The organism is Thermoproteota archaeon (assembly GCA_030130125.1).
In the GTDB taxonomy this organism is placed as follows: Archaea; Korarchaeota; Korarchaeia; order Korarchaeales; family Korarchaeaceae; genus Korarchaeum.
Genome location: JARZZM010000054.1, coordinates 1 through 19,059 on the forward strand (window position 1 = coordinate 1; position 19,059 = coordinate 19,059).

At 56.1% G+C, this 19,059-nt stretch carries 25 protein-coding genes and 2 tRNA genes; 20 read left to right on the top strand and 7 right to left on the bottom strand.

Going from position 1 to position 19,059, the window contains the following annotated elements; genetic code table 11:
* The first annotated feature begins 22 nt into the window (after nucleotides 1–22).
* The 18 genes from QI197_07665 (at nucleotide 23) to QI197_07750 (ending at nucleotide 10,495) form a co-directional block, all read left to right on the top strand.
* Entirely contained in the window at nucleotides 23–343 is a 321-nt protein-coding gene (locus QI197_07665; GenBank protein ID MDK2373236.1) for a 50S ribosomal protein L14e, read from the top strand.
* Entirely contained in the window at nucleotides 343–1,335 is a 993-nt protein-coding gene (locus QI197_07670) for an RNA-guided pseudouridylation complex pseudouridine synthase subunit Cbf5 (GenBank protein ID MDK2373237.1), read from the top strand. The genes QI197_07665 and QI197_07670 overlap by 1 nt, the downstream gene beginning before the upstream one ends.
* Nucleotides 1,336–1,387: 52 nt before the next feature.
* Nucleotides 1,388–1,475: transfer RNA gene (locus tag QI197_07675), tRNA-Ser, on the top strand.
* Nucleotides 1,476–1,607: 132 nt separating this feature from the next.
* Nucleotides 1,608–2,060 carry a 30S ribosomal protein S13 gene (locus QI197_07680; protein ID MDK2373238.1) on the top strand — a complete coding sequence of 151 codons (453 nt, stop codon included), beginning with the start codon at nucleotides 1,608–1,610 and terminating at the stop codon, nucleotides 2,058–2,060.
* Nucleotides 2,061–2,071: 11 nt separating this feature from the next.
* Nucleotides 2,072–2,587: a 30S ribosomal protein S4 gene (locus QI197_07685; GenBank protein MDK2373239.1), complete on the top strand. Its 516-nt coding sequence runs from the start codon at nucleotides 2,072–2,074 to the stop codon at nucleotides 2,585–2,587.
* A gap of 16 nt (nucleotides 2,588–2,603) precedes the next feature.
* Nucleotides 2,604–3,002, top strand: a complete 399-nt coding sequence (locus tag QI197_07690) for a 30S ribosomal protein S11 (protein MDK2373240.1) — start codon at nucleotides 2,604–2,606, stop codon at nucleotides 3,000–3,002.
* Nucleotides 3,003–3,054: 52 nt separating this feature from the next.
* Nucleotides 3,055–4,047, top strand: coding sequence for a hypothetical protein (locus QI197_07695; GenBank protein ID MDK2373241.1), 993 nt, complete (start codon nucleotides 3,055–3,057; stop codon nucleotides 4,045–4,047).
* Nucleotides 4,037–4,801 carry a DNA-directed RNA polymerase subunit D gene (locus QI197_07700; protein MDK2373242.1) on the top strand — a complete coding sequence of 255 codons (765 nt, stop codon included), beginning with the start codon at nucleotides 4,037–4,039 and terminating at the stop codon, nucleotides 4,799–4,801. The genes QI197_07695 and QI197_07700 overlap by 11 nt, the downstream gene beginning before the upstream one ends.
* Nucleotides 4,802–4,841: 40 nt before the next feature.
* A tRNA-Leu gene (locus tag QI197_07705) sits at nucleotides 4,842–4,931 on the top strand.
* A 50-nt stretch (nucleotides 4,932–4,981) separates the two neighbouring features.
* Complete coding sequence (locus QI197_07710) at nucleotides 4,982–5,344, top strand: 50S ribosomal protein L18e (protein ID MDK2373243.1); 363 nt, start codon at nucleotides 4,982–4,984, stop codon at nucleotides 5,342–5,344.
* 9 nt (nucleotides 5,345–5,353) lie between these two features.
* A complete protein-coding gene (rplM, locus tag QI197_07715; GenBank protein ID MDK2373244.1) occupies nucleotides 5,354–5,845 on the top strand; it encodes a 50S ribosomal protein L13 in 492 nt (163 codons plus the stop codon).
* On the top strand, nucleotides 5,829–6,254 hold the full coding sequence (locus tag QI197_07720) for a 30S ribosomal protein S9 (GenBank protein MDK2373245.1): 426 nt from the start codon (nucleotides 5,829–5,831) through the stop codon (nucleotides 6,252–6,254). Before rplM ends, QI197_07720 begins: the two co-directional genes overlap by 17 nt.
* A 32-nt stretch (nucleotides 6,255–6,286) precedes the next feature.
* Nucleotides 6,287–6,691, top strand: coding sequence for a translation initiation factor IF-5A (locus tag QI197_07725; GenBank protein MDK2373246.1), 405 nt, complete (start codon nucleotides 6,287–6,289; stop codon nucleotides 6,689–6,691).
* A gap of 5 nt (nucleotides 6,692–6,696) precedes the next feature.
* Nucleotides 6,697–8,016 (top strand): signal recognition particle receptor subunit alpha, encoded by a 1,320-nt coding sequence (locus QI197_07730; protein MDK2373247.1) that lies wholly within the window; start codon nucleotides 6,697–6,699, stop codon nucleotides 8,014–8,016.
* Nucleotides 8,006–9,226 carry a tRNA pseudouridine(54/55) synthase Pus10 gene (locus tag QI197_07735; protein MDK2373248.1) on the top strand — a complete coding sequence of 407 codons (1,221 nt, stop codon included), beginning with the start codon at nucleotides 8,006–8,008 and terminating at the stop codon, nucleotides 9,224–9,226. Before QI197_07730 ends, QI197_07735 begins: the two co-directional genes overlap by 11 nt.
* An 18-nt stretch (nucleotides 9,227–9,244) precedes the next feature.
* Nucleotides 9,245–9,541 (top strand): 50S ribosomal protein L21e, encoded by a 297-nt coding sequence (locus QI197_07740; protein ID MDK2373249.1) that lies wholly within the window; start codon nucleotides 9,245–9,247, stop codon nucleotides 9,539–9,541.
* A 13-nt stretch (nucleotides 9,542–9,554) separates the two neighbouring features.
* Nucleotides 9,555–9,911 carry a hypothetical protein gene (locus QI197_07745; GenBank protein MDK2373250.1) on the top strand — a complete coding sequence of 119 codons (357 nt, stop codon included), beginning with the start codon at nucleotides 9,555–9,557 and terminating at the stop codon, nucleotides 9,909–9,911.
* On the top strand, nucleotides 9,908–10,495 hold the full coding sequence (locus tag QI197_07750; GenBank protein ID MDK2373251.1) for a DUF655 domain-containing protein: 588 nt from the start codon (nucleotides 9,908–9,910) through the stop codon (nucleotides 10,493–10,495). The genes QI197_07745 and QI197_07750 overlap by 4 nt, the downstream gene beginning before the upstream one ends.
* A gap of 7 nt (nucleotides 10,496–10,502) precedes the next feature.
* On the opposite strand, the gene QI197_07755 is transcribed toward QI197_07750, so the two are convergent.
* On the bottom strand, nucleotides 10,503–11,243 hold the full coding sequence (locus tag QI197_07755) for an isopentenyl phosphate kinase (protein ID MDK2373252.1): 741 nt from the start codon (nucleotides 11,241–11,243) through the stop codon (nucleotides 10,503–10,505).
* A 51-nt stretch (nucleotides 11,244–11,294) separates the two neighbouring features.
* Here QI197_07755 and QI197_07760 point away from each other — a divergent pair, with 51 nt between their 5' ends.
* A complete protein-coding gene (locus QI197_07760; protein MDK2373253.1) occupies nucleotides 11,295–12,869 on the top strand; it encodes an ATPase, T2SS/T4P/T4SS family in 1,575 nt (524 codons plus the stop codon).
* A gap of 5 nt (nucleotides 12,870–12,874) precedes the next feature.
* Here QI197_07760 and QI197_07765 read toward each other — a convergent pair whose 3' ends face one another.
* From QI197_07765 to QI197_07785, 5 genes are all read right to left on the bottom strand, one after another.
* Nucleotides 12,875–13,405 carry a nicotinamide-nucleotide adenylyltransferase gene (locus QI197_07765; protein MDK2373254.1) on the bottom strand — a complete coding sequence of 177 codons (531 nt, stop codon included), beginning with the start codon at nucleotides 13,403–13,405 and terminating at the stop codon, nucleotides 12,875–12,877.
* 101 nt (nucleotides 13,406–13,506) lie between these two features.
* Nucleotides 13,507–14,259 (bottom strand): NUDIX hydrolase, encoded by a 753-nt coding sequence (locus tag QI197_07770; GenBank protein ID MDK2373255.1) that lies wholly within the window; start codon nucleotides 14,257–14,259, stop codon nucleotides 13,507–13,509.
* Complete coding sequence (locus QI197_07775; protein ID MDK2373256.1) at nucleotides 14,240–15,106, bottom strand: BadF/BadG/BcrA/BcrD ATPase family protein; 867 nt, start codon at nucleotides 15,104–15,106, stop codon at nucleotides 14,240–14,242. Before QI197_07775 ends, QI197_07770 begins: the two co-directional genes overlap by 20 nt.
* A 4-nt stretch (nucleotides 15,107–15,110) precedes the next feature.
* A complete protein-coding gene (locus tag QI197_07780) occupies nucleotides 15,111–15,647 on the bottom strand; it encodes an ECF transporter S component (protein ID MDK2373257.1) in 537 nt (178 codons plus the stop codon).
* Between the two features lie 37 nt (nucleotides 15,648–15,684).
* Nucleotides 15,685–16,317: a metallophosphoesterase family protein gene (locus QI197_07785; protein ID MDK2373258.1), complete on the bottom strand. Its 633-nt coding sequence runs from the start codon at nucleotides 16,315–16,317 to the stop codon at nucleotides 15,685–15,687.
* 43 nt (nucleotides 16,318–16,360) lie between these two features.
* Between QI197_07785 and QI197_07790 the strand changes: the two genes are divergently transcribed.
* Entirely contained in the window at nucleotides 16,361–17,368 is a 1,008-nt protein-coding gene (locus QI197_07790; GenBank protein MDK2373259.1) for a radical SAM protein, read from the top strand.
* Here the strand turns inward: QI197_07790 and QI197_07795 are convergent.
* The coding region (locus tag QI197_07795) for a tetratricopeptide repeat protein (GenBank protein ID MDK2373260.1) at nucleotides 17,358–19,059 on the bottom strand (1,702 nt) is incomplete at its 5' end. The two genes, QI197_07790 and QI197_07795, sit on opposite strands and share 11 nt — an antisense overlap.

The window sequence follows — 19,059 nt, forward strand, 5'->3', positions numbered from 1 at the left end:
CTCGCGAGAGGGGGTGTCTCATATGGCAGTGATAGAGGTAGGAAGAGTCTGTAGAAAGATAGCCGGTAGGGAAGCTGGCAGAGTATGTGTAGTGGTCAAGGTAATTGATGACAACTTCGTGGAGGTCACGGGGCCTAGGGACCTGACCGGGGTCAGGAGGAGGAGGGTCAACGTGAAGCATCTCGTACCCCTGCCGATAAAGCTCGACATATCAGAGGGGGCGAGTGACGAAGAGGTCTTGGAAGCCCTCAAGGAGACCGATCTATACCAGAAGCTTCTAGAGGAGAAGGAAAAGAGGGAAAGGAAGAGGGGCAAGCCGGTTGAAGGGTCCGAGGAATCCTGATGAGATCTTTCACCGACGCCCAGGAAGAGCTCATAGTGAAGAGAATAGCTGAACCGGGACCCTACGGTTACAGGCCCCGTGAGAGACCCCTTCTTTTTTACTTAGACAATGGAATCATAAACTTGGACAAGCCTAGGGGACCCACCTCCCATACTGTGACCAAGCTCGTCAAGAGGATCTTGGAATATCCCGGGAAGATAGGGCACTGCGGGACCTTGGATCCCAAGGTGTCAGGGGTCCTACCCATAGTTCTGGGTAACGCCACCAAACTGAGCAGGTTGATCGCGGGCTCCGACAAGGAATACGTCGGAGTCCTTTACCTGCACGGGGATGTGGATGAGGGCGAGCTGAGGGAAGCATTGGACAAGTTCACCGGACCGATATTCCAGAGGCCCCCAGTCAAGTCGGCAGTGAAGAGGACCCTGAGGGTGAGGAGGGTCTACGAGCTGGAGCTACTGGAGAGCGAGGGGCGGTTCCACCTCCTCATGACGAGGGTGGAATCGGGGACCTACATAAGAAAGCTGTTCTTCGATATCGGGGAGTATTTAGGAGTGGGAGCTAGCATGAGGGAGTTGAGAAGGACGAGATCCGGCATCTTCAACGAGAGGGAGAGCGTGACACTTCAAGATCTCTACGAGGCTTACGTCCGGTGGAAGGAGCGAGGAGAGGAGGACCGTCTCCGAGAAGTGGTGCTCCCTCTCGAGGTGGCCGTTGCACACCTACCAAAGATAGTCGTCAAGGACAGTGCGGTCGCCTCTATTACCCACGGTGCTTCCCTGAAGGTCAAAGGAGTGAGTATGCTATCCAAAGACATAAAGAAAGGTGGTTTGGTGGCGATAATGACCCTAAAGGGCGAGCTTGTGGCAATAGGGAGATCAACCATGACCTCTGAAGACATGGTCTCTTCGGAATCGGGTGTGGCTGCCGCTATCGAGAGAGTCATAATGCCTAGGGACCTCTATCCTCCAATGTGGAAGAGGAAGGAGGCCTGACTAGGTGCGCAACTATTAAATCCCCCAATTGTAAAGTTGTTGTACGGAGGTAGCCGGGGTGCCCTAGCCAGGAAGGGGGCTGGCCTGGAGAGCCAGTGGCCCACTGGGCCGCGAGGGTTCAAATCCCTCCCCCGGCGCCACCCGTGTAATTGTCAGCTCCCATCCCCCCATTGGAATCGGAGCCATCTCTCCACTCTCCTCACCTGAACCGCCGGCGGAGCAAAATCTTATATTACACTCAATACCCCAAGTTCCGAAAGAGGGGTGAGGAATTGTCGGAAACTGCGGAGCTAAGGAGGATAGTAAGGCTTCTCAACACGACCCTAGACGGTACTAAGCAGGTGCTCATCTCCCTGACAAATGTCAAGGGAATAAGTTTCGTTCTAGCTAAAGCGATCCTTATGAAGGCTGGTATTCCACCGAACAAGCTTCTCGGAGAGCTTACTGACGAGGAACTGGAGAAGATAGAGGATGTAGTCAACAATCCCGATAAGTACGGCATACCTTGGTGGATGATGAACCGGCAGAGGGACCCGAAGACCAACGAGTCCAGAATCCTGATAGGAGATGACATATCTTGGGTCGTGACCCAAGACATCAATTTGATGAAGAAGATAAGGAGCTGGAAGGGAATAAGACATGAGCTTGGCCTCAAGGTGAGGGGGCAGAGGACCAAGACCACCGGAAGGGTTGGGAGGACCGTAGGGTACCAGAGGAAGAAGTGAGGTGATACCTAATGGGGGATCCGAAGAAGCCGAGGAAGAAATATGAGAGGCCCTACAAGCCCTGGGATAGACGAGTCCTAGAGGAGACAAACAGGCTAGCTGGCTACTACGGGCTGAGGAACAAGAGGGAGCTCTGGAGGATGAGCTATCTTGCTAAGAAGTACAGGAGGATAGCCAGAGAGCTACTGGCGGCTCCAGAGGAGGAGAGGGTGAAGGTCGAGCCCATAATAAGGAGGCTCCAGAAGCTCGGGATAGTCGGGGAGGACGCCACCTTGGATGACCTCCTCGATCTGACGGTCGATCAGTTCTTGGAGAGGAGGCTCCAGACAATTGTCTGGAAGAAGGGCTTCGCGAAAACTCCCTACATGGCGAGGCAGCTGATAACTCACGGTCACATCAGGATCAATGGCAGGAGGATAAAGCAGCCAGGTTACCTGGTAACTCTAGAAGAAGAGGAGACCATAGAATGCACGCATCCCGCGTGTTTAGAGGAGCAGGCTGAGCAGCCTGAGCAGAAGGCCGAATGATGAGGAAGGTGATCTCATGTCTACGCAGAAGAAGGGCAAGATCGGCGTGGCTCACATCTACTCCTCCTTCAACGATACCATAGTCCACATCACCGATATAACCGGTGCAGAGACCTTGGCCAGGTACTCCGGCGGCATGTTCGTCGACGCCGACAGGCTCGAGGGGTCGCCATATGCAGCCCTCAAGGCGGCGATGGCCGCCGCCAAGGAGGCCCAGAAGAAGGGTGTAACCCATCTCATAGTCAAGGTCAGAGCCCCCGGCGGGATAAAGAGCAGGATCCCGGGACCCGGGGCCACAGCGGCCATAAGAGGACTCTCTCGATCGGGTCTCATACTCATCAGGGTTGAGGACGTCACGCCTATACCCCATGATGGATGCAGGAGACCACACGGCAGGAGAGGGAGGAGGGTCTGATCCCTCCCAAACTTTTATTCCCGTGCACCCTAATTAGGATGAGGTAACCCTAGTGCCGGGGGATAACTTAGAGGAGATAGAACCCCTGCTCAGCTGGTACAGGAGGACAGGACACGTTCAAGTGGAGTCTTTGGGCTTGGATGGACGCACCATCATCCTCAAAATAGAGGGTAGGAGGGGAAGCATCCGCTCCTTGGTCGCTCTATATGACCCATCCTTGGATGGCGATCCATTTATATGGCTGAGGGACCTGATAAACTCCCACAGGAGGGCAGGCATAGAGTTTGACCGAGTGGAGGTCTGGACCTCGCCAGAGATGGTAAATGAGCTGTCGGCCGGATCGGAAGAGCTCGATGAAAGCATATACATCGTGGTAAGATCCCTCTCGGAGCTCGGGTCGCCATTATCTCCCACCCCCACCAGCCTTCCCTCCGAGGAGCGAGCGACCAGTAGGAGGACCCGCAGGCCCTCCCTCAGGAAGGAGGAGAGTAGAACCATTATCGTGGTCGAGGAGAGGAAGGAGCGCGGTAGTAAGTACGAGGAGCCCAATAAGAGCAGGGAGGACAGCTTAACTGCGATTCTAAACGAGATAAAGAGGACCATAGATCAGTCGATGAAGTCTATCATTGAGGAGGTGAGGAAGGGTAATGAGATAGACCTCTTCAATAAGATACACGAGCTGGAGAAGAGAGTGGAGCTTCTGGAGGCGATGATAAGACTGTTGGGAAGCCAGCAAGGGACAGTCAATTTACCTCCAGCTGGTTGGGCTGGGAGGAGCAATATTCCCCCTAGGTTGGAGCCCACCGAGCTCAGGAGGGAGGTGAAGAGAGAGCAATCGACCGAACCAGAGGCTGTTAGAACTGGAGAGGGAGAGAGGGTGGAATCCGCCCTTGGATACGGCCATCAAGTTAATATTCCATCCACGCAAGGGAGCGGGGGATCCGGGGAACCCCCGATCACGGGGTCCGAGGACATACTTGAAGAGATATTAAGCAACCCGTGGGTCGAGATCCTCAGTAGGAAGGGTGAAGACGTTGAGGGCTAGGATCGTAAAACTCACAGAAGGTGAAGCGGTTATAGTGGTGGAGGAGGCGAAGCCGCCCTTGGTGAATGCCCTGAGGAGGGCCATAATATCGGAGGTCCCAATATTCGCCGTCGATGAGGTGATATTCTTCGAGAACTCGACCCCTTTCTTCGATGAATACATCGCCCACAGGCTAGCCATGGTCCCGCTGAAGACCGACTTGGACGTGGTCAGAGCGGATCCTGAGAGGACAGTAGTCCTTGAACTCGACAGGGAGGCCAAGGAAGACGTTGAAACCGTTTACTCTGGGGAACTCAAGTCATCAGACCCCCTAATCGTTCCAGCAAATGAGAGGATCCCGATAATCAAGATGCGACAGGGTCAAAGGATAAGACTCCAAGCGGTGGCTAGACTGGGCAAGGGGAAAGATCACTCGAAGTGGCAGCCAGCCGTCGCTGTCGGTTACAGTTACATGCCCGTGTACGAACTGAGCAAGGACCTGCTCAAGGAATGCGACCTCTCGAAGTGCGATGAGTGCGTGAAGAAGAGGGAAAAGAAGGTCTTAGTGGATTACCCGGTTCTCTGCGAGGGGTGCTTGGAAGCCTTGGAGAGATGCAGACTGGATAACCCAGATAGAGTCGTCAGGGAGTGGGATGACTCTAGGATAATTCTGAGGTACGAGACCACCGGCGCCCTGTCAGCGCAGGAGGTCCTTTTGGAGGCTATAAACCAGCTCAAGCTCAAGTTCAACGAATTTTTGGAGAGGCTTGGATGATTAAGCTTTAATAGGGGAGACCCCTAGGGGAAGATTGGAAGCGGGGGTAGCCAAGCCAGGTCCAAGGCGCCCGCTTGAGGGGCGGGTGGGCGTCAGGCCCGCGTGGGTTCAAATCCCACCCCCCGCACCACGCATCTTTATTAAAGCCGGCAACGCCCCCTATGTGAGAGGAGGATAGAAGTGAAGCCCACGGGACCGACGAACCCAAGGTTGATAAGGATGATAAACAGGCTTGAGAAGGCCTCCAGGGTTAACAACGCCCCAATTTGGAGGGCCGTCGCGGAGAAGCTCCGGAGGCCAACTAGGGCTAGGATAGAGGTTAATCTCTGGAAGATAGACAAGTACGCAGGGGAAGCGGCGGCGATCGTGGTGCCTGGAAAGGTCCTAGGCGAGGGGGAGATCACGAAACCCGTTATCGTGGCCGCAGCCAGCTTCTCGTCCGCAGCAAGAAGGAAGATCGAGGAGGCCGGTGGGAAGGCCTATTTGCTCGATGAATACGTGGAGGAGAACCCCAAGGGCTCGAACACGAGGATAGTCATGTGAGGTGGTTGGATGAAGTACGACTTGGTGGTGGACGCTGAGGGGAAGATCCTCGGCAGGATGGCCTCCTACGTGGCCAAGGAACTGTTGAAGGGTAAGAGAGTGGCCATAGTCAATGCCGAGAAGGCGGTAATCACGGGCAATCCCCAAACGATACTGAAGAAGTACCTGACTAGGAGGTCCATTCAGAGCACCATACACCCTAGGAAGTCGCCGGTACAGCCGAGGACCCCGGACAGAATAGTTTGGAAGACCGTCAGGGGCATGCTCCCCATGAAGAAGGCCAAGGGCAGGGAGGCCCTGAGGAGGCTAAGGGTTTTCATAGGGATTCCTGAGGAGCTGGCCGATGTGGAGAAGGACGTCGGCCTCAAAGAGGACGAGAGGACATACATTAAATATACAGTGCAGTCACTCAAACCGAAGAAGACCAAGGGTTATGTGACCGTGCTCTGGCTGGCTAAACAGCTGGGTTGGAAGGGGGTAAAGTATGTCGAGCAGGAGTAGGCGTAATGGTGCTCTCGCCCTTGCTTCATCTAGGAGGAAGACCGCTAGGGCTATGGCCGTCATAAGGAAGGGAAGTGGAAGGCTCTACATAAACGGATTTCCGGTCGAGGTATATGCTCCGAACGAGTTCGTCAGGATGAAGATACTGGAGCCCCTCTGGCTTGCGAAGGACTACGTCTCCGACATCGACATCTACGTGAGGGTCAAGGGGGGAGGGTTCATGGCCCAGGCAGATGCCGTCAGGATGGCCGTGGGAAGGGCCCTCGTGGAGTACACCGGTAGTGAGCATCTCAAAGAGCTGTTCAAGGAGTACGACCGGACCATACTCAAGGGAGATCCCAGACAGACGGAGCCCAAGAAGTATGGCGGCAGGAGCGCCAGGGCGAGGTTCCAGAAGTCTTATAGGTAACCTTTCACATCCCCTTTATGGAGGGATAAGCCTTGTCCGTTACCAGAGGTAGTGCTGGAGAGCTTAAGAAGGGCAGTTACGTCGTTCTGGATGGTGAACCCTGCGAGGTCCTCAGCGTGTCCAAGTCCAAGCCCGGGAAGCACGGGGCCGCCAAGGTGAGGATAGAGGCCAGGGGAATCTTCGACGGGACTAGGAGGTCCAAGATATTCCCGGCTGATGCCTTGGTGGAGATCCCCATAGTGGATAAGAAGACGGCGCAGGTGACTAGCGTCTACGGGAACACCGTCCAGCTGATGGACCTGAGCAGCTACGACATGTTCGAGCTTCCCATACCTGAGGATCCCGATCTGGCCTCCAAGCTGCAGCCAGGCATAGAGGTCGAGTACTGGGAGTCCATGGGCAAGAGGAAGATCGTTAGGATAAGGGGCGGCGGTTAGGAGGATTGGTCCTAGATAAGCTCGGGACGTCCCTGAGGAAGGCTGTGAGCAGGCTGAGGGGCCGACCCGTAGTAGATGAATCGGCGATAAACGAGTTCCTCAGGGATGTCCAGAGGGCTCTTTTAGAGGCGGATGTCAACGTTAAACTAGTCTTGGAACTCTCCAAGAGAGTTAAGGAACGTGCTCTCAAGGAGGATGCCCCTCCTGGATTCAGCAGGAGGGAACTGGCCGTCAAGATACTCTATGAGGAGCTCACCAACCTATTGGGAAGGAGACCAGCCGAGATAGAGATCGACGGTAAGAGGACCAACGTGATCTTAGTCGTAGGTATAGAGGGATCAGGCAAGACCACCACGGTGGCGAAGCTCGCCCACTGGTTCTCTAAGAGGTACGGAAAGGTAGCGATCGTGTCATCCGACGTGATAAGGCCAGCTTCGAAGCTTCAACTCGAGCAGATGGTCGGGGGCGAGATACCGGTATTCTGGGAGGATCACGATGATCCGGTCCGCATAATGAGGGACGGCCTAGAGAGGTTCAGGAAGGAGAAATACAACATCGTCATAGTGGATACCGCCGGGAGGCATAAGGAAGAGGAGGGGCTCATGAAGGAGCTGAGAGAGTACTACGAGGCGGTTAAACCAGACATGGTAATTCTGGTGGTGGACGGCACCATAGGACAGGCTGCCTACAATCAGGCGAAGGCATTTGCAGACAGCATCCCGATAGGTGGGGTAATCGTAACCAAGCTGGATGGAGCGGCCAAGGGAGGAGGTGCTCTCTCGGCGGTGGCTGCGGCGGGCGCTCCCATATACTTCATAGGAACCGGTGAGAAGCTCGATGACTTGGAGAGGTTCGACCCTGACAGGTTCGTCTCTAGGCTCTTAGGCGGAGGAGACATTGTAGAACTGGCTAGAAGGATGGAAGAGGCTTTCAAGGAGTCGGAGCTCTTGGATAGAATTTCAAAGGGCAAATTCGACTTGGAGGACTTCAGGGAGTACCTTCAGCAGCTCAGGAAGGCAGGTCCCTTGGACAAGCTCTTGGAGATGATACCCGGGGTGGGCGGAAGGCTCTCCAACTTGGAGTTCGACCCGAAGGAGATGGACCGGTGGATGGCCATAATTAATTCAATGACCCCGGAGGAGAGGAGGGAACCCTCTCTTATCAGGGGAAGCAGGGTAGAGAGGATAGCTAGGGGCTCGGGAGTAACCGCCAAGGACGTGAGGAGGCTCCTCAAATCATACAATCAGGTCAAGAGGATGATGGAGTCAATGTCCTCTCCAGCCAAGATGAGACGTTTGATGAGGAGGATGGGCCTTGGAGCCTGATTTCGAACTGGTAAGGGAGATAGTCGGGAAAGAGGGGAGACTTTGCAGGTTCTGCCTTGGCAGCTTGGTGGGCGAGAAGCTCGGAGCGATCCCCAATGCGGTGAAAGGAGCAGCTCTTGGGAGCATACTGGAACTCACCGGGAGGAGTTCTGAGGGACCATGTGCGGTCTGCGACAATCTGATAGAGAATTCCATGGATGATCTGGTGGAGAGGGCGTTGAGGCTGCTATCCAGCATCGAATATAACAGTGTGAAAGCCGGGGTGAAAATGCCTCCATGGTTGATCGAGAGGGAGGATCGACTGAGAGCCAAGTACAACCCTCCCAACATGGTATCGGTGAAGCTAACCCTGATCAAGTGGTTAGATCTCGTCCTCTCCGCCGAGACGGGCGCACCCGTAGAAAAAGACCCCGACGTCTTGGTGACCTTCGACCTCTCGCTTAAGGACGTTGAGCTTAGGATAAGCCCTGTCTTCATATACGGCAGGTACAGGAAGCTCGAGAGGGGCATATCCCAGTCCCGTAGGAAGTGTCCCTACTGCGGCGGTAGGGGATGCGAGAAGTGCAATTGGACAGGTAAGATAGCGGAGGGGTCTGTGGAGGGGATGATAGGTGAGGTGATGAAGGAGTTCTTTGAATCAGACGATTATGTGCTCCATGGTGCCGGGAGAGAGGACGTGGATGCCCGGATGTTGGGGAGGGGGAGGCCTTTCGTGATGGAACTGGTTAATCCCAAAAGGAGGAGCGCCGACCTAAAGAGGATAGAGGAGGAGATCAATGCTAAGTGGAAAGGTAAGGTGGAAGTACTTGATCTCAGGTACTCCAACAGGGAGGAGGTAAGAAGACTGAAGGAAGGATCTCCCGAGGTAAGAAAGCTCTACAGGGCCTTGGTCGAAGTGGATGGGGTTGTCACCGACAAGGACCTTGAGAAGGTTGAAAGGGAACTCACCGGGGCTGTCATAAGGCAGAGGACCCCTAAGAGGGTTGCATGGAGGAGAGCGGACTTAGTGAGGGTGAGAAAGGTTTACGAGGTTAAGACCAAGAAGTTGGACGAGAGGACCTTCGAGATGACCGTTCTATGCGACGGAGGGCTCTACGTCAAGGAGTTAATATCGGGCGATGAGGGGGGAACCACCCCCAGCGTTGCCGAGGTATTGGGGAAAAAAGCTTTTTGTAGGGAACTGGATGTGTTAGAGGTACTCGGTCACTGACGAATAGGGTGAGTTGAAATGGGAAGGAGATCATTCGGATTCCTCTACAGGTCCAGGGACTTCCTCTCGAAGACTCCGAGGGAGCGGGGAAGGCCTTCTCCCGCGAAGTATCTGAGGGGGTTCGAAGTCGGGGATAAGGTGGTCATAGATGTGGAACCATCTGAGAGGGGGGGTATGCCCCACAGGAGGTACCAGGGCAAGGTCGGCGTGGTTGTAGGGAAGAGGGGCCACGCCTACTTGGTGGATGTGAAGCTAGGGAACAAAGTGAAGCATCTCATAGTTCTCCCAGTGCATCTCAAGAAGCACAAGGAGTGAATGAGGGATCAACTTGTCCCAGTCAGAGGCAAGTGGGGAGAGGAAGCCCCTCACGCTCGCTGAGGTGAAGGCCCTAGTCTTCGAGAAGTGGACCTCCAACATGGAGAGGTTGAACCTCGATCAGAAGAGGCTCCTCACATACCTCTCCAAGTTCACCAAGGTGGAGGATGCCGCGAAGGCTAGAGAGGTAGTCGATCAGCTCGTGGTGAAGTTCAACCTCCAGGAGGAGCACGCGGTCATGCTGGTCAATGTGCTCCCAAAGAGTGTGGAGGAGTTGAAGGCCTACCTCTACAAGGACTACCCTCTTTTAGGTGAGTCGGACTACAAGGAAATGCTTAACTTATTGAAGGGGCTGAAGGAGGAAGAGTGAAACCCGGTGTCACTAAGATGTGGAGATATGTCCCAGGCAGGAGAAAGCCCCACGATAGCTGGGCCTATGTACTATACGTTGACGAGGCTAGGAGGAGGGTCCAGCTCATCGGAGATCGCTACTTCATCATAATGGAGTTCATACTCAAGCCCAATGCCCAAGTCTCCCCCATGAAGAAGGTCTACGTGGGTAAGGGGCCGAGACAGGAGGTCAGCAAGTTCCTCAGGTACATGAGCTATGACGAGCTGGCCCCCTCAGGGAGGATGCTCTTGGAGCCGGTGGTCGCGAAGATAATACAGGAGGGGGAGCAGTTCTTCGTGAATTTTTTCAACGAGAGCGTTCCCATAACTCCGAGGCTGCATCAACTAGAGCTCCTGCCTGGGGTGGGCAAGAAGACCCTCATGAAGATACTGGAGGAGAGGAGCAGGAAGCCCTTCGTGAGCTACTCGGACGTGGCTGAAAGGACTGGACTCAAGGACCCTGCCGACCTTCTGGCTAGGAGGGCCCTGGAGGAGCTCACCGGGAATGAGAAGTACTACATACTGGTAGCTCCCAAGAGCATACTGGAGGAGGACCTCATATAGCCTATGCTCAGACCCTAACTAGAGTACCCGATTCCCCCCTCAATACCCTTATCAGGTCTCCCTTCTCGGAGAACCCAGCAATTCTAACCTTCACACCCAACCTAGCGAGCTGAAATGCCGCCTCCAGCTTGCCCCTCATTGCCCCGGTCACGTCGTAAGCAGGTCTTCCCAGATCTGGTATATCCGCCTCAGTGATCTCCGGAATGACCTCTCCATCCTCATTAAGAACTCCCGGCACATCGGCTAGGAACACGGCTTCCTCTAGACCCAGGGGGACTAGGTAGATCGGTATCTCATCCGCGGACAGCACGGAAACCCCCCTCTCATCATCGTAGATCAGGTCACCGTGAGTTAACGGGACCATATTGAGATCCATCCACGCCCTCACCGCGGAGAGATCGCAGATCGTGCCCCCACCGATCCTCCTGAATGTGGACCTGGGGTGAAAGGGGATCACCGGGAGGCCCTCCTCCCACATCAAACTGGCTATCCTCAGACTCAGCTCCATCACCCTTATCGAAGTTTCCGAGACGCCCAACTCTCTGCCCGGTTTGAAGCCCTCGTGTAGCTTGTACATCTTGACCGGTGCGTGACCGAACGGGCCGGCCCCGTGGGCTAGAAAGAGACTCCTCTCCCGCGAAATCCCTAAGAGGTCATTCGCTACCTCTCGTACGATCCTTTCTCTTACCTCGAAAGCTCCCTCCTTCTTAGGAGTTATTAGAGAGCCTCCCAGCTTTACGTAAAGCACGCGAGGATTTTTCAGTAATAATTTATAACCCTTCATCGTGACTAAGGAGGGATGAGCGAGGAGATCCTGATACTGAGTAAGGATGTGCTGCTGAGGGCCCTCCTGAGGTACGAGCCTGGGTTATCTCTCATAAAGGGGTCCGTGCTCGTAGTCCCAGCCGAGACACTCTCCCAGATGGAGGAAGAAGCTTCCAAGGGGGACAGGTTCAGCGTGGGTGCCCTCACCGAGATGGTCTGGCTGAGGGATTTGGAGAAGGACGGGTACGTCAAGAGAGTCGTGGTGGAGGAACACAGGGGCAGGGGGCTCGATGCTTTGGCAGAGCTGTCCGAGAAATTGAAGGCCAAGGTGATCACCGGCGATAGGGTCGTGACCCTAGCTCTAAGGGCTAGGGGAGTGGATGCCGTGTACATAGGCCCCGAGTACGGGGAGTTCAGGCTCTACAACTTCTTCGACCAGGATACGATGAGCGTCCACTTGAAGGAGGGCGCCCCACCTCTAGCTAAGAAGGGAAGGCCCGGGGAGTTCAGGCTGGTGAGACTCTCCGACAAGCCGATGGAGGAGTTCGAGGTCAGGACCATAGCCTACGAGATACTTGAGAGGGCCAAGACGGATCCGAACGCATTCATAGAGGTGAAGTACGGCGACGCCTACGTGATACAGATAGAGGACCTCAGGATACTGGTGGCCTTTCCACCCTTCTCCGACGGGATAGAGATAACTGCCGTGCGCCCCCTCGTCAAGGTCACTCTAGACGATTACAAGCTGAGCGACAAGCTGAAGAAGAGGCTCAGGGAGAGGGCAGAGGGCATAATAATAGCTGGGCCTCCGGGAGCTGGGAAGACCACGTTCGCCAGCGCTTTGGCTGACTTCTACAAGGACAAGGGGAGGATAGTGAAGACCCTCGAGTCCCCGAGGGACCTCCAGGTGGGTCCTGAGGTGACCCAGTACGGGAGGCTCGCTGGCTCTTTCGAGAACACAGCTGATCTCCTCTTACTGGTCAGGCCGGATTACGTGATATTCGACGAGATGAGGAAGACCCAAGACTTCAAGATATTCGTGGACATGAGGCTCGCTGGTATAGGGATGGTGGGCGTAGTCCACTGCGGCTTCCCGATAGAGGCCATACAGAGGTTCATCGGTAGGGTCGACTTGGGCGTGCTCCCCCACGTCGTGGACACGGTGATATTCATCAAGGATGGGAGGGTGGAGAAGGTCTACAGCCTGAAGATAACGGTGAAGATGCCAGCTGGGATGAAGGACGCCACTCTGGCTAGGCCAGTCGTGCTGGTGAAGGACTTCGAGACCGACACGGTGGAGTACGAGATCTACACCTTCGGCGATGAGGTAGTGGTGATGCCCATAAGGGGCAAGGGCAAGGCGCCCGAGGGACTGGAAGCCCCCATAAGGTACAGGCTGAGGAAGAGGAAGCACACCATAATCTTGGATCTCGGGCCGGAGATGGCTGAAACGGAGGTGACGATCTACTCGGGGGAGAGGGAGATCGCCACATTAACCACGGACTCCAAGGGGAAGATCACCTTGGCGAGGAGCAGCCCCGTCGGAAGGAGGATACTGGAGGCCGCCAAATCGGACACTCTGAGGGTGGTGCCCAGAGAGGAGGGCTGATCAGCCTAGCCCTTCTCGATCTCCCTCACCCTCTTCTCCATGTCGATCTCTAGGAGGAACTCCAGCACAGAGGGGGGCACGAGCTCCTTCCAAGAGGGATCCCCTTTCAGCATGAGCTCCCTTATCTTAGTGGCAGCGTACAGATCCCTCTTGAGGAAGGGAATGTTCTCCACCTCGAGACCGACCCTCTTGAGATCTCTTATCGTCTCGGGATCGTTGGAGAAGGCTATGTCCACCCTAGGCACCCTGTCTAGAACTAGGAGCCCCCAGTCCTCCTCTGGTGACCCCGTATCAGGCACGGATGACAGCATTATATCCGCTAGGGGGAAGCCCTCCCTCCTGAGAGCTCTCACCAGCATCTCCATCCTCTCGTCCACCGATAGCGGATTTCTCGGAACGCAGCAGAACTGGGAGCTGCCTATAGCTATCACCAGCTCGTCGGCCTTAGAAAGGGCGTACCTGAACACGTGTAGATGTCCATAGTGGAGCGGTTGAAACCTGCCCACGACGAGAGCCCTCCTCCGCTTCCGCATCATTGAGAACACCTTCCTGAGGGTCAGAGAGGTGCCTTTCGGTCACTTCTCCCCGGAGTAACTCCTCCTCATCCCCCGGGTGGTCAACCCTCTAGTGAAAAATTTTAGGATTCCCTTTCGGAATTCATGCTTAGGAGCCTAGTCACTTCCTCCTCTATCTCCTCCTCAGGCACTTCCTCTTCCAGCAGCTGATATCTGTCGTATTCCTCCTTCCTACTCGCGAGCTCCCTTCCCTTGAGGAGAATAGCCCTTCTCTGAGGGTGCATCTCCACCTCGACCATCGCCCTGGCGATGTTCTCCATAGTGGCCTCTTGGAACACCATGAGTGAGCCATCAGACAGCTCCAACATCACTCTCATGTGCTTGTGACCCCTGGGAACCGCCATGAGGACCCTTTCCACATCCCTGTTCCTGATCACCATGAAGAAGCCGCGGGTCAGTTCTTCGATCAGCTTCTTAGTTGAAGATGTGAGGGGCAGATCCTTGGCCCTCTCTAGGGGAATCCACCTCACCTCCTTCGCGTCGTCTCCAGGCCTCAGAACCCCACCCGTCACCCTGCAGAGGTAGTCCACCAAGACGTAATGGTACTTGATTCGTCCCTCCTCGTCCCTCTCCACCACTTCGGCTACGTGGATGGGGCGTGTCGCCTCCACCTCTAGACCGGTCTCCTCCCGGATCTCCCTCCTCACCGTCTCCTCCAATGTCTCGCCCGGCTCCACCAATCCGCCCGGCACGGACCACAGACCCTTTCCTGGCTCGTTCTTCCTCTTGGCCAGGAGTATCCTGCCGTTTCTCAGCAGGACCCCTCCAACCCCGACTAAAGGGACCTCAGGATACTCACGCCTCGTATCTCTCACCTACCGGGGATGTATACATGGCCAAGACTTTGAGGGAAGCTCCTATCGCGGTGGCGAACTGCGGATCCCTAGGCACGATAGCGCTCCCGCCGAAGAGGTTAAAAGGCTTCATAGCCGCGTTCACCAGCAGCTCGTGGGTCATCAATCCGCCCACTAGGACGACGCTCTCCTCTAGGCCCACGGATTTGGCGGCGAAGAGCCCCACGGTACCTATCACTTGACCTACCATGTTAACTAGGCCGGCGGCTATGTCCTCAGGTCTCACATCGTCGCCAACCTTACCGAAGTTGGATGCGGTCACATCTGGATCCAGCCTACCGACCGGTCCCCCAACTATATCGCCGACGGTCAGATCCACGTTCTTGGGATTACCCTTGCGAGCCATCTCCATGAGCGAGGTTATGGAGGTCCGCCTGAGGAGGAGCCTTCCGAGGCCCAGCAGGGTTCCGGCGCCTACAGCTGTCCCTCCGAGGTGCCTCACCTCGCACCTGCTACCGTCTATCCTAACCTCCACCACCGCGGTCCCAGTACCGGCGCTCACGACGACGCACTCCTTCATGCCCGCCAGGTAGGCGCCTCCCCTGCCGACCGCCTCTATCTCGTCCACCTCCCTCACCGGTAGCCCCAATATCTTATCGGGCAGGGGCTTGGTCCTCCCCCCGCTCAAGGCCACGGCCTCGACTTCGTCAAGCTGTATCCCTTTATCCGCTAGGAGCTTCCCTATGGCGCCTGCTGCAGCCGCGAGGGGATCGGACGCGACCACAACGGTTTTCGCCAGTATGCCGGACTCCGAGGCGAGCACGCCCTTAGTGGTCGTACCTCCCATGTCGAGCCCTATTATGAGCAAGGGATCACCCCTTGGTCGACTTCTTCGCGGCTGAAACCACGGGGGGCACCACCAATATGGCGAAGGGTAGCTCCCAAGCGAAGGTCACGAAAGCTATGGACAGGGCCGCGGTGAGCGATAGAGGAGTCACCTCCTCGCTGAAGGGCAGGGGAAAAGCCTGGCTCCAGGCTAGAAGCCCGAACCCTATTATCAGGTGACCCACTATCAGGCCGAGGATCGAGGCAGGCACGTACCTCTTCACCGAGTACTTGTCACGACCAGCCAGCTCCCCGATTATGTAGAAGCCTAGGAAGTTGGAGGGAACCCCCACGGTGAGGCTCAGTAAGGCGTTTCCGTGGGTCACCATATCAGAGATGAATATGCCTATCGCAGCTGACAGGCCGCCCACAAGGCCTCCGTACAGGCACGCGAATGTGGCCGGGACCACAACAGCTGGCCAGAACCTGACTCCGTAGAAGTTGACCCCCAACCAACTCAGGTACCCGACGATTGCATAGAGGGCCCCTCCCATGGCAGATAGAGTGAGATCCCTCACCCCCATTTCCGATCGCAGTATTACACCATCGTAAAATAAAAACTCAGTCGAGGATCTTGAGCGATGGAATCACCTCGTCGCCCCTCACCTCAATAACCGCATACCTACCGCGCATCATCGGTCCAGCATTGACGAGAACTGTTCTACCTATCCTATCCACGCCAGGAGACTCGTGTATGTGACCACAAACGCAGAGGAGGGGTTGCTCCCTCTCTACGTACTCCCTCAGCGCCTTGGATCCGACGTGGGCCCCCGACCTTATCACATCCAGCTTGGTGTCGTGGGGTGGCGCGTGGGATACAAGCACATCTAACCCGCCCAGCTTGGAGAGGACCTCGCGCATCTCGTCCTCGTCCAGCTCTATCGGAGTGCTAAATGGAGATATGTTGCCCCCACCCAGACCTCCGAACCTCATCTCTATGGTCCTCACCCTGCCGTGAAGGTTGGGGCATCCCTCCACCTCCTCCACCTCAAGCAGGGGAGGCGGATCCATGTTACCGGGCACGAATACTACGGAGCCGAACTCCTTGGCTCTCCTCAATATCCTCCTGACGTCCTTGAGGGAGCCGTTGGACAGGTCCCCAGCCAGAACTATGAGGTCGTAAGATTCTCTACCCAGCGCGGACTTTAACTTCCCCGCGGAGCCGTGTATGTCCGAAGCGAGGAACAACCTCATGCGGATTAGGCCCGAAGTGAGGATATAAGGCTGAGGGGATGCCATGCGCACCGTGCTCAGGATCACTAGGGAGACGGGGATACCCCTGATGGGCTCCGTCGCTTTCGGCCTCATAGACAGGGGCACCAACCTGATACAGGTGAGGCCCATCTCCACCTGCGCCTTCTCTTGCATCTTCTGCTCCACTGATGCTGGACCTAAATCGAGGACAAGACAGGCGGAGTATGTGGTGGAGCTGGATTACCTCATGGAGTGGTTCGTGGCAGTGGTTGAGGAGAAGGGAGTGGATGACATCGAGGCTCACATAGACACGGTGGGCGACCCCTTCACCTACCCCCAGATAGTGGAGCTGGTGGAGAGGTTGAGGGAGGTACCGGAGGTGAGGGTGATATCGTCGCAGACCCATGGACCCCTCTTAACGGATGACCTGATCTCAAGGCTGGATAGGGCTGGAATGGACAGGATAAACCTTAGCATAGATTCGCTAAATGAGGAGAAGGCCCGTTATCTATCAGGATCTCCTTGGCTGAGGCTGGAGAGAATCCTGAGGGCGGCTGAGTTGATAGCCGAGAGCTCCATAGATCTGCTGATAGCCCCGGTCTGGGTGCCCGGGATAAATGATGAGGACATGCCCCAGCTCATAGAGTTCGCCCTCAAAATAGGGGCCGGAAAGAGATGGCCCCCCCTCGGTATACAGAAGTACGAGGCCTACAGGGGTGGGAGGAGACCTAGGGGTGTGAGGCCCATGAGCTGGTCGAGGTTCTACTCCCGATTGAGGGAGTGGGAAGAGGAGTATGGAGTCAAGCTCGTTCTCAGGCCAGAGGATTTCGGGATGAGGAAGGTGAGGCCTATCAGGAGGCCCATGAGGAAGGGGGAGGTCTTGACGGTGAGGGTGGTCGGTCCTGGCTGGAGGAGGGGTGAGATCTTGGGCGCGGCCAGGGGCAGGGTGGTGACGGTGCTGGACGCCCCCTCCCCTCCCACGGGATCTGATATCAGGGTGAGGGTGATAAGGGATAGGGACAACGTGTACTACGCTAGGTTCATCCCATAGAGGCATCCGGATTTCCGTATAGCTGGATGGACCAGAGGTCGAGGATGTCTACCCTCCTCTCGCCCCACGGGGTGGAGATCTCCCTCCCTAGGATAGACCTCCTCGTAAGCATCAGGGCCTCAGCGACGCTCCTGCCCTGGGACAGGAACCTGTAGAAATTAGTGGCGTGCTCGTAGGCCAGGTGGTCCGAGATGGGCAAGAGGGGAGCTATGACGGCGGAGAATCCTACTGAGAGGGACGCGGGGATGAGCCCGTAGAAGTCCACCTGTCCCGGGGCTTGGAGGAGGAATCCCGTCTCGCAGGCGTTGTAGTAGGCGAGGAGCCTTCTCTTCCTCCCCATCCTCCTCAGGAACCTGTAATCTATCACCTTGTCCCCCACCCTGAGTGAGCTCATGTGCGTGATCCCCTCAACAATCCCGCCGTGTCCTGAGTAGTGCAGGATCTCCGCATCCCTCACCTCGGAGAGGAGGTCCCCCTCATCGAGCTCGTCTGCATTAACCCTGGCCCCTTCGTCCATGCCCAAGATTCTGGACAGCTCCTCAACCTCCTTTGGGACGTATTTAAGCTCTCTTCTTGTTCCTAGGCTGTAGAAAACTATTGAAGTTCCGGAGAACCCGTATGTGGGCTCAGCCCCCAAGCTCCTAGCCACCGGTACCCTCAAGGCCAGGGGCTCCCCGTCGACCTCGACGAACTCCAGCGGGAAGTACTGACCGAGTCCTAGGGACTGAATAACGATAGGTCCCTCCAATCCCCCCAGTATTCGCCTCAGGCTTCCCGATATTCCACCCAAGAATGAGGAGAACTCCTCCCCCAGCCTCACCCTGTAGGAGAGGAAGTCCTCCATGAGTCTATCGGGATCCTCCAGGTGGGATTCGTCCCTTATTATCCCCGACTCCAGCAGGTGGCCCAGCCTGCTGGTGGACACTAGCTTCGCAGCTGCTACCAGGTGGAGGAGCTCCCCGTACCTCATGTGGAAGTCCATCACCCTTGAGAAGAGGCGGAGCCATTCCCTCAACATCTCCCAGTCGATCTCGAACCTCTCGCATCCCCCATAACACCTAGCTAGGAGCAACCCAAACCTGGAATCGGCGTAGATCAAGAGGGGGTGGGGTGGTAGGGGCGAGGGCTCGTAAGCGGGCTCACCAGCTAGGGCCCTCAGGAATGAGGAGACAGCATCCCTTATCAGGGATATCGAGCCCTCAACGTTCTCCTTGGAGAGGAACACGGCCATTTCGGCCAGATCATCCGAGAAGTTCTTTAAGGCATCGGCTGACGGATCTATAGAGGCTATCGCCTCCCTGACTGAGAGGTCAGCCATCTCCAGCTTACCCAGATTCCTTAATCCGAATGCGATTTTCAGGTAAATGACGGGTGGCACGTGAACCATGCTCTTGGCCGATGATAGTATCTCCAGAGCCTCCCCGTACCTCTCAATCGCCTCATCCAGCCTGCCCTTCCTTGCCAGCGCATTCCCCAGGTTGTTCAGCGTACCGGCCAGATCCGGGAGGAACCTCCCGTCCCTGGCAGCCAGCTCCCTCCTTATCTCCAGAGCCTCCCCGTACCTCTCAATCGCCTCATCCAGCCTGCCCTTATCTGCCAGCGCAGCCCCCAGGTTGTTAAGCGTCATGGCCAGATCCGGGAGGAACCTCCCGTCCCTGGCAGCCAGCTCCCTGTAATACTCCAGAGCCTCC

Bases quoted from the DNA above. Each gene is read 5' to 3' on its own strand.
- QI197_07665 (MDK2373236.1), top strand. From the start codon at position 23: ATGGCAGTGATAGAGGTAGGAAGAGTCTGTAGAAAGATAGCCGGTAGG.
- QI197_07670 (MDK2373237.1), top strand. From the start codon at position 343: ATGAGATCTTTCACCGACGCCCAGGAAGAGCTCATAGTGAAGAGAATA.
- QI197_07685 (MDK2373239.1), top strand. From the start codon at position 2,072: ATGGGGGATCCGAAGAAGCCGAGGAAGAAATATGAGAGGCCCTACAAG.
- QI197_07690 (MDK2373240.1), top strand. From the start codon at position 2,604: ATGTCTACGCAGAAGAAGGGCAAGATCGGCGTGGCTCACATCTACTCC.
- rplM (MDK2373244.1), top strand. From the start codon at position 5,354: ATGAAGTACGACTTGGTGGTGGACGCTGAGGGGAAGATCCTCGGCAGG.
- QI197_07720 (MDK2373245.1), top strand. From the start codon at position 5,829: ATGTCGAGCAGGAGTAGGCGTAATGGTGCTCTCGCCCTTGCTTCATCT.
- QI197_07740 (MDK2373249.1), top strand. From the start codon at position 9,245: ATGGGAAGGAGATCATTCGGATTCCTCTACAGGTCCAGGGACTTCCTC.
- QI197_07760 (MDK2373253.1), top strand. From the start codon at position 11,295: ATGAGCGAGGAGATCCTGATACTGAGTAAGGATGTGCTGCTGAGGGCC.
- QI197_07765 (MDK2373254.1), bottom strand. From the start codon at position 13,405: ATGATGCGGAAGCGGAGGAGGGCTCTCGTCGTGGGCAGGTTTCAACCG.
- QI197_07780 (MDK2373257.1), bottom strand. From the start codon at position 15,647: ATGGGGGTGAGGGATCTCACTCTATCTGCCATGGGAGGGGCCCTCTAT.
- QI197_07785 (MDK2373258.1), bottom strand. From the start codon at position 16,317: ATGAGGTTGTTCCTCGCTTCGGACATACACGGCTCCGCGGGGAAGTTA.
- QI197_07790 (MDK2373259.1), top strand. From the start codon at position 16,361: ATGCGCACCGTGCTCAGGATCACTAGGGAGACGGGGATACCCCTGATG.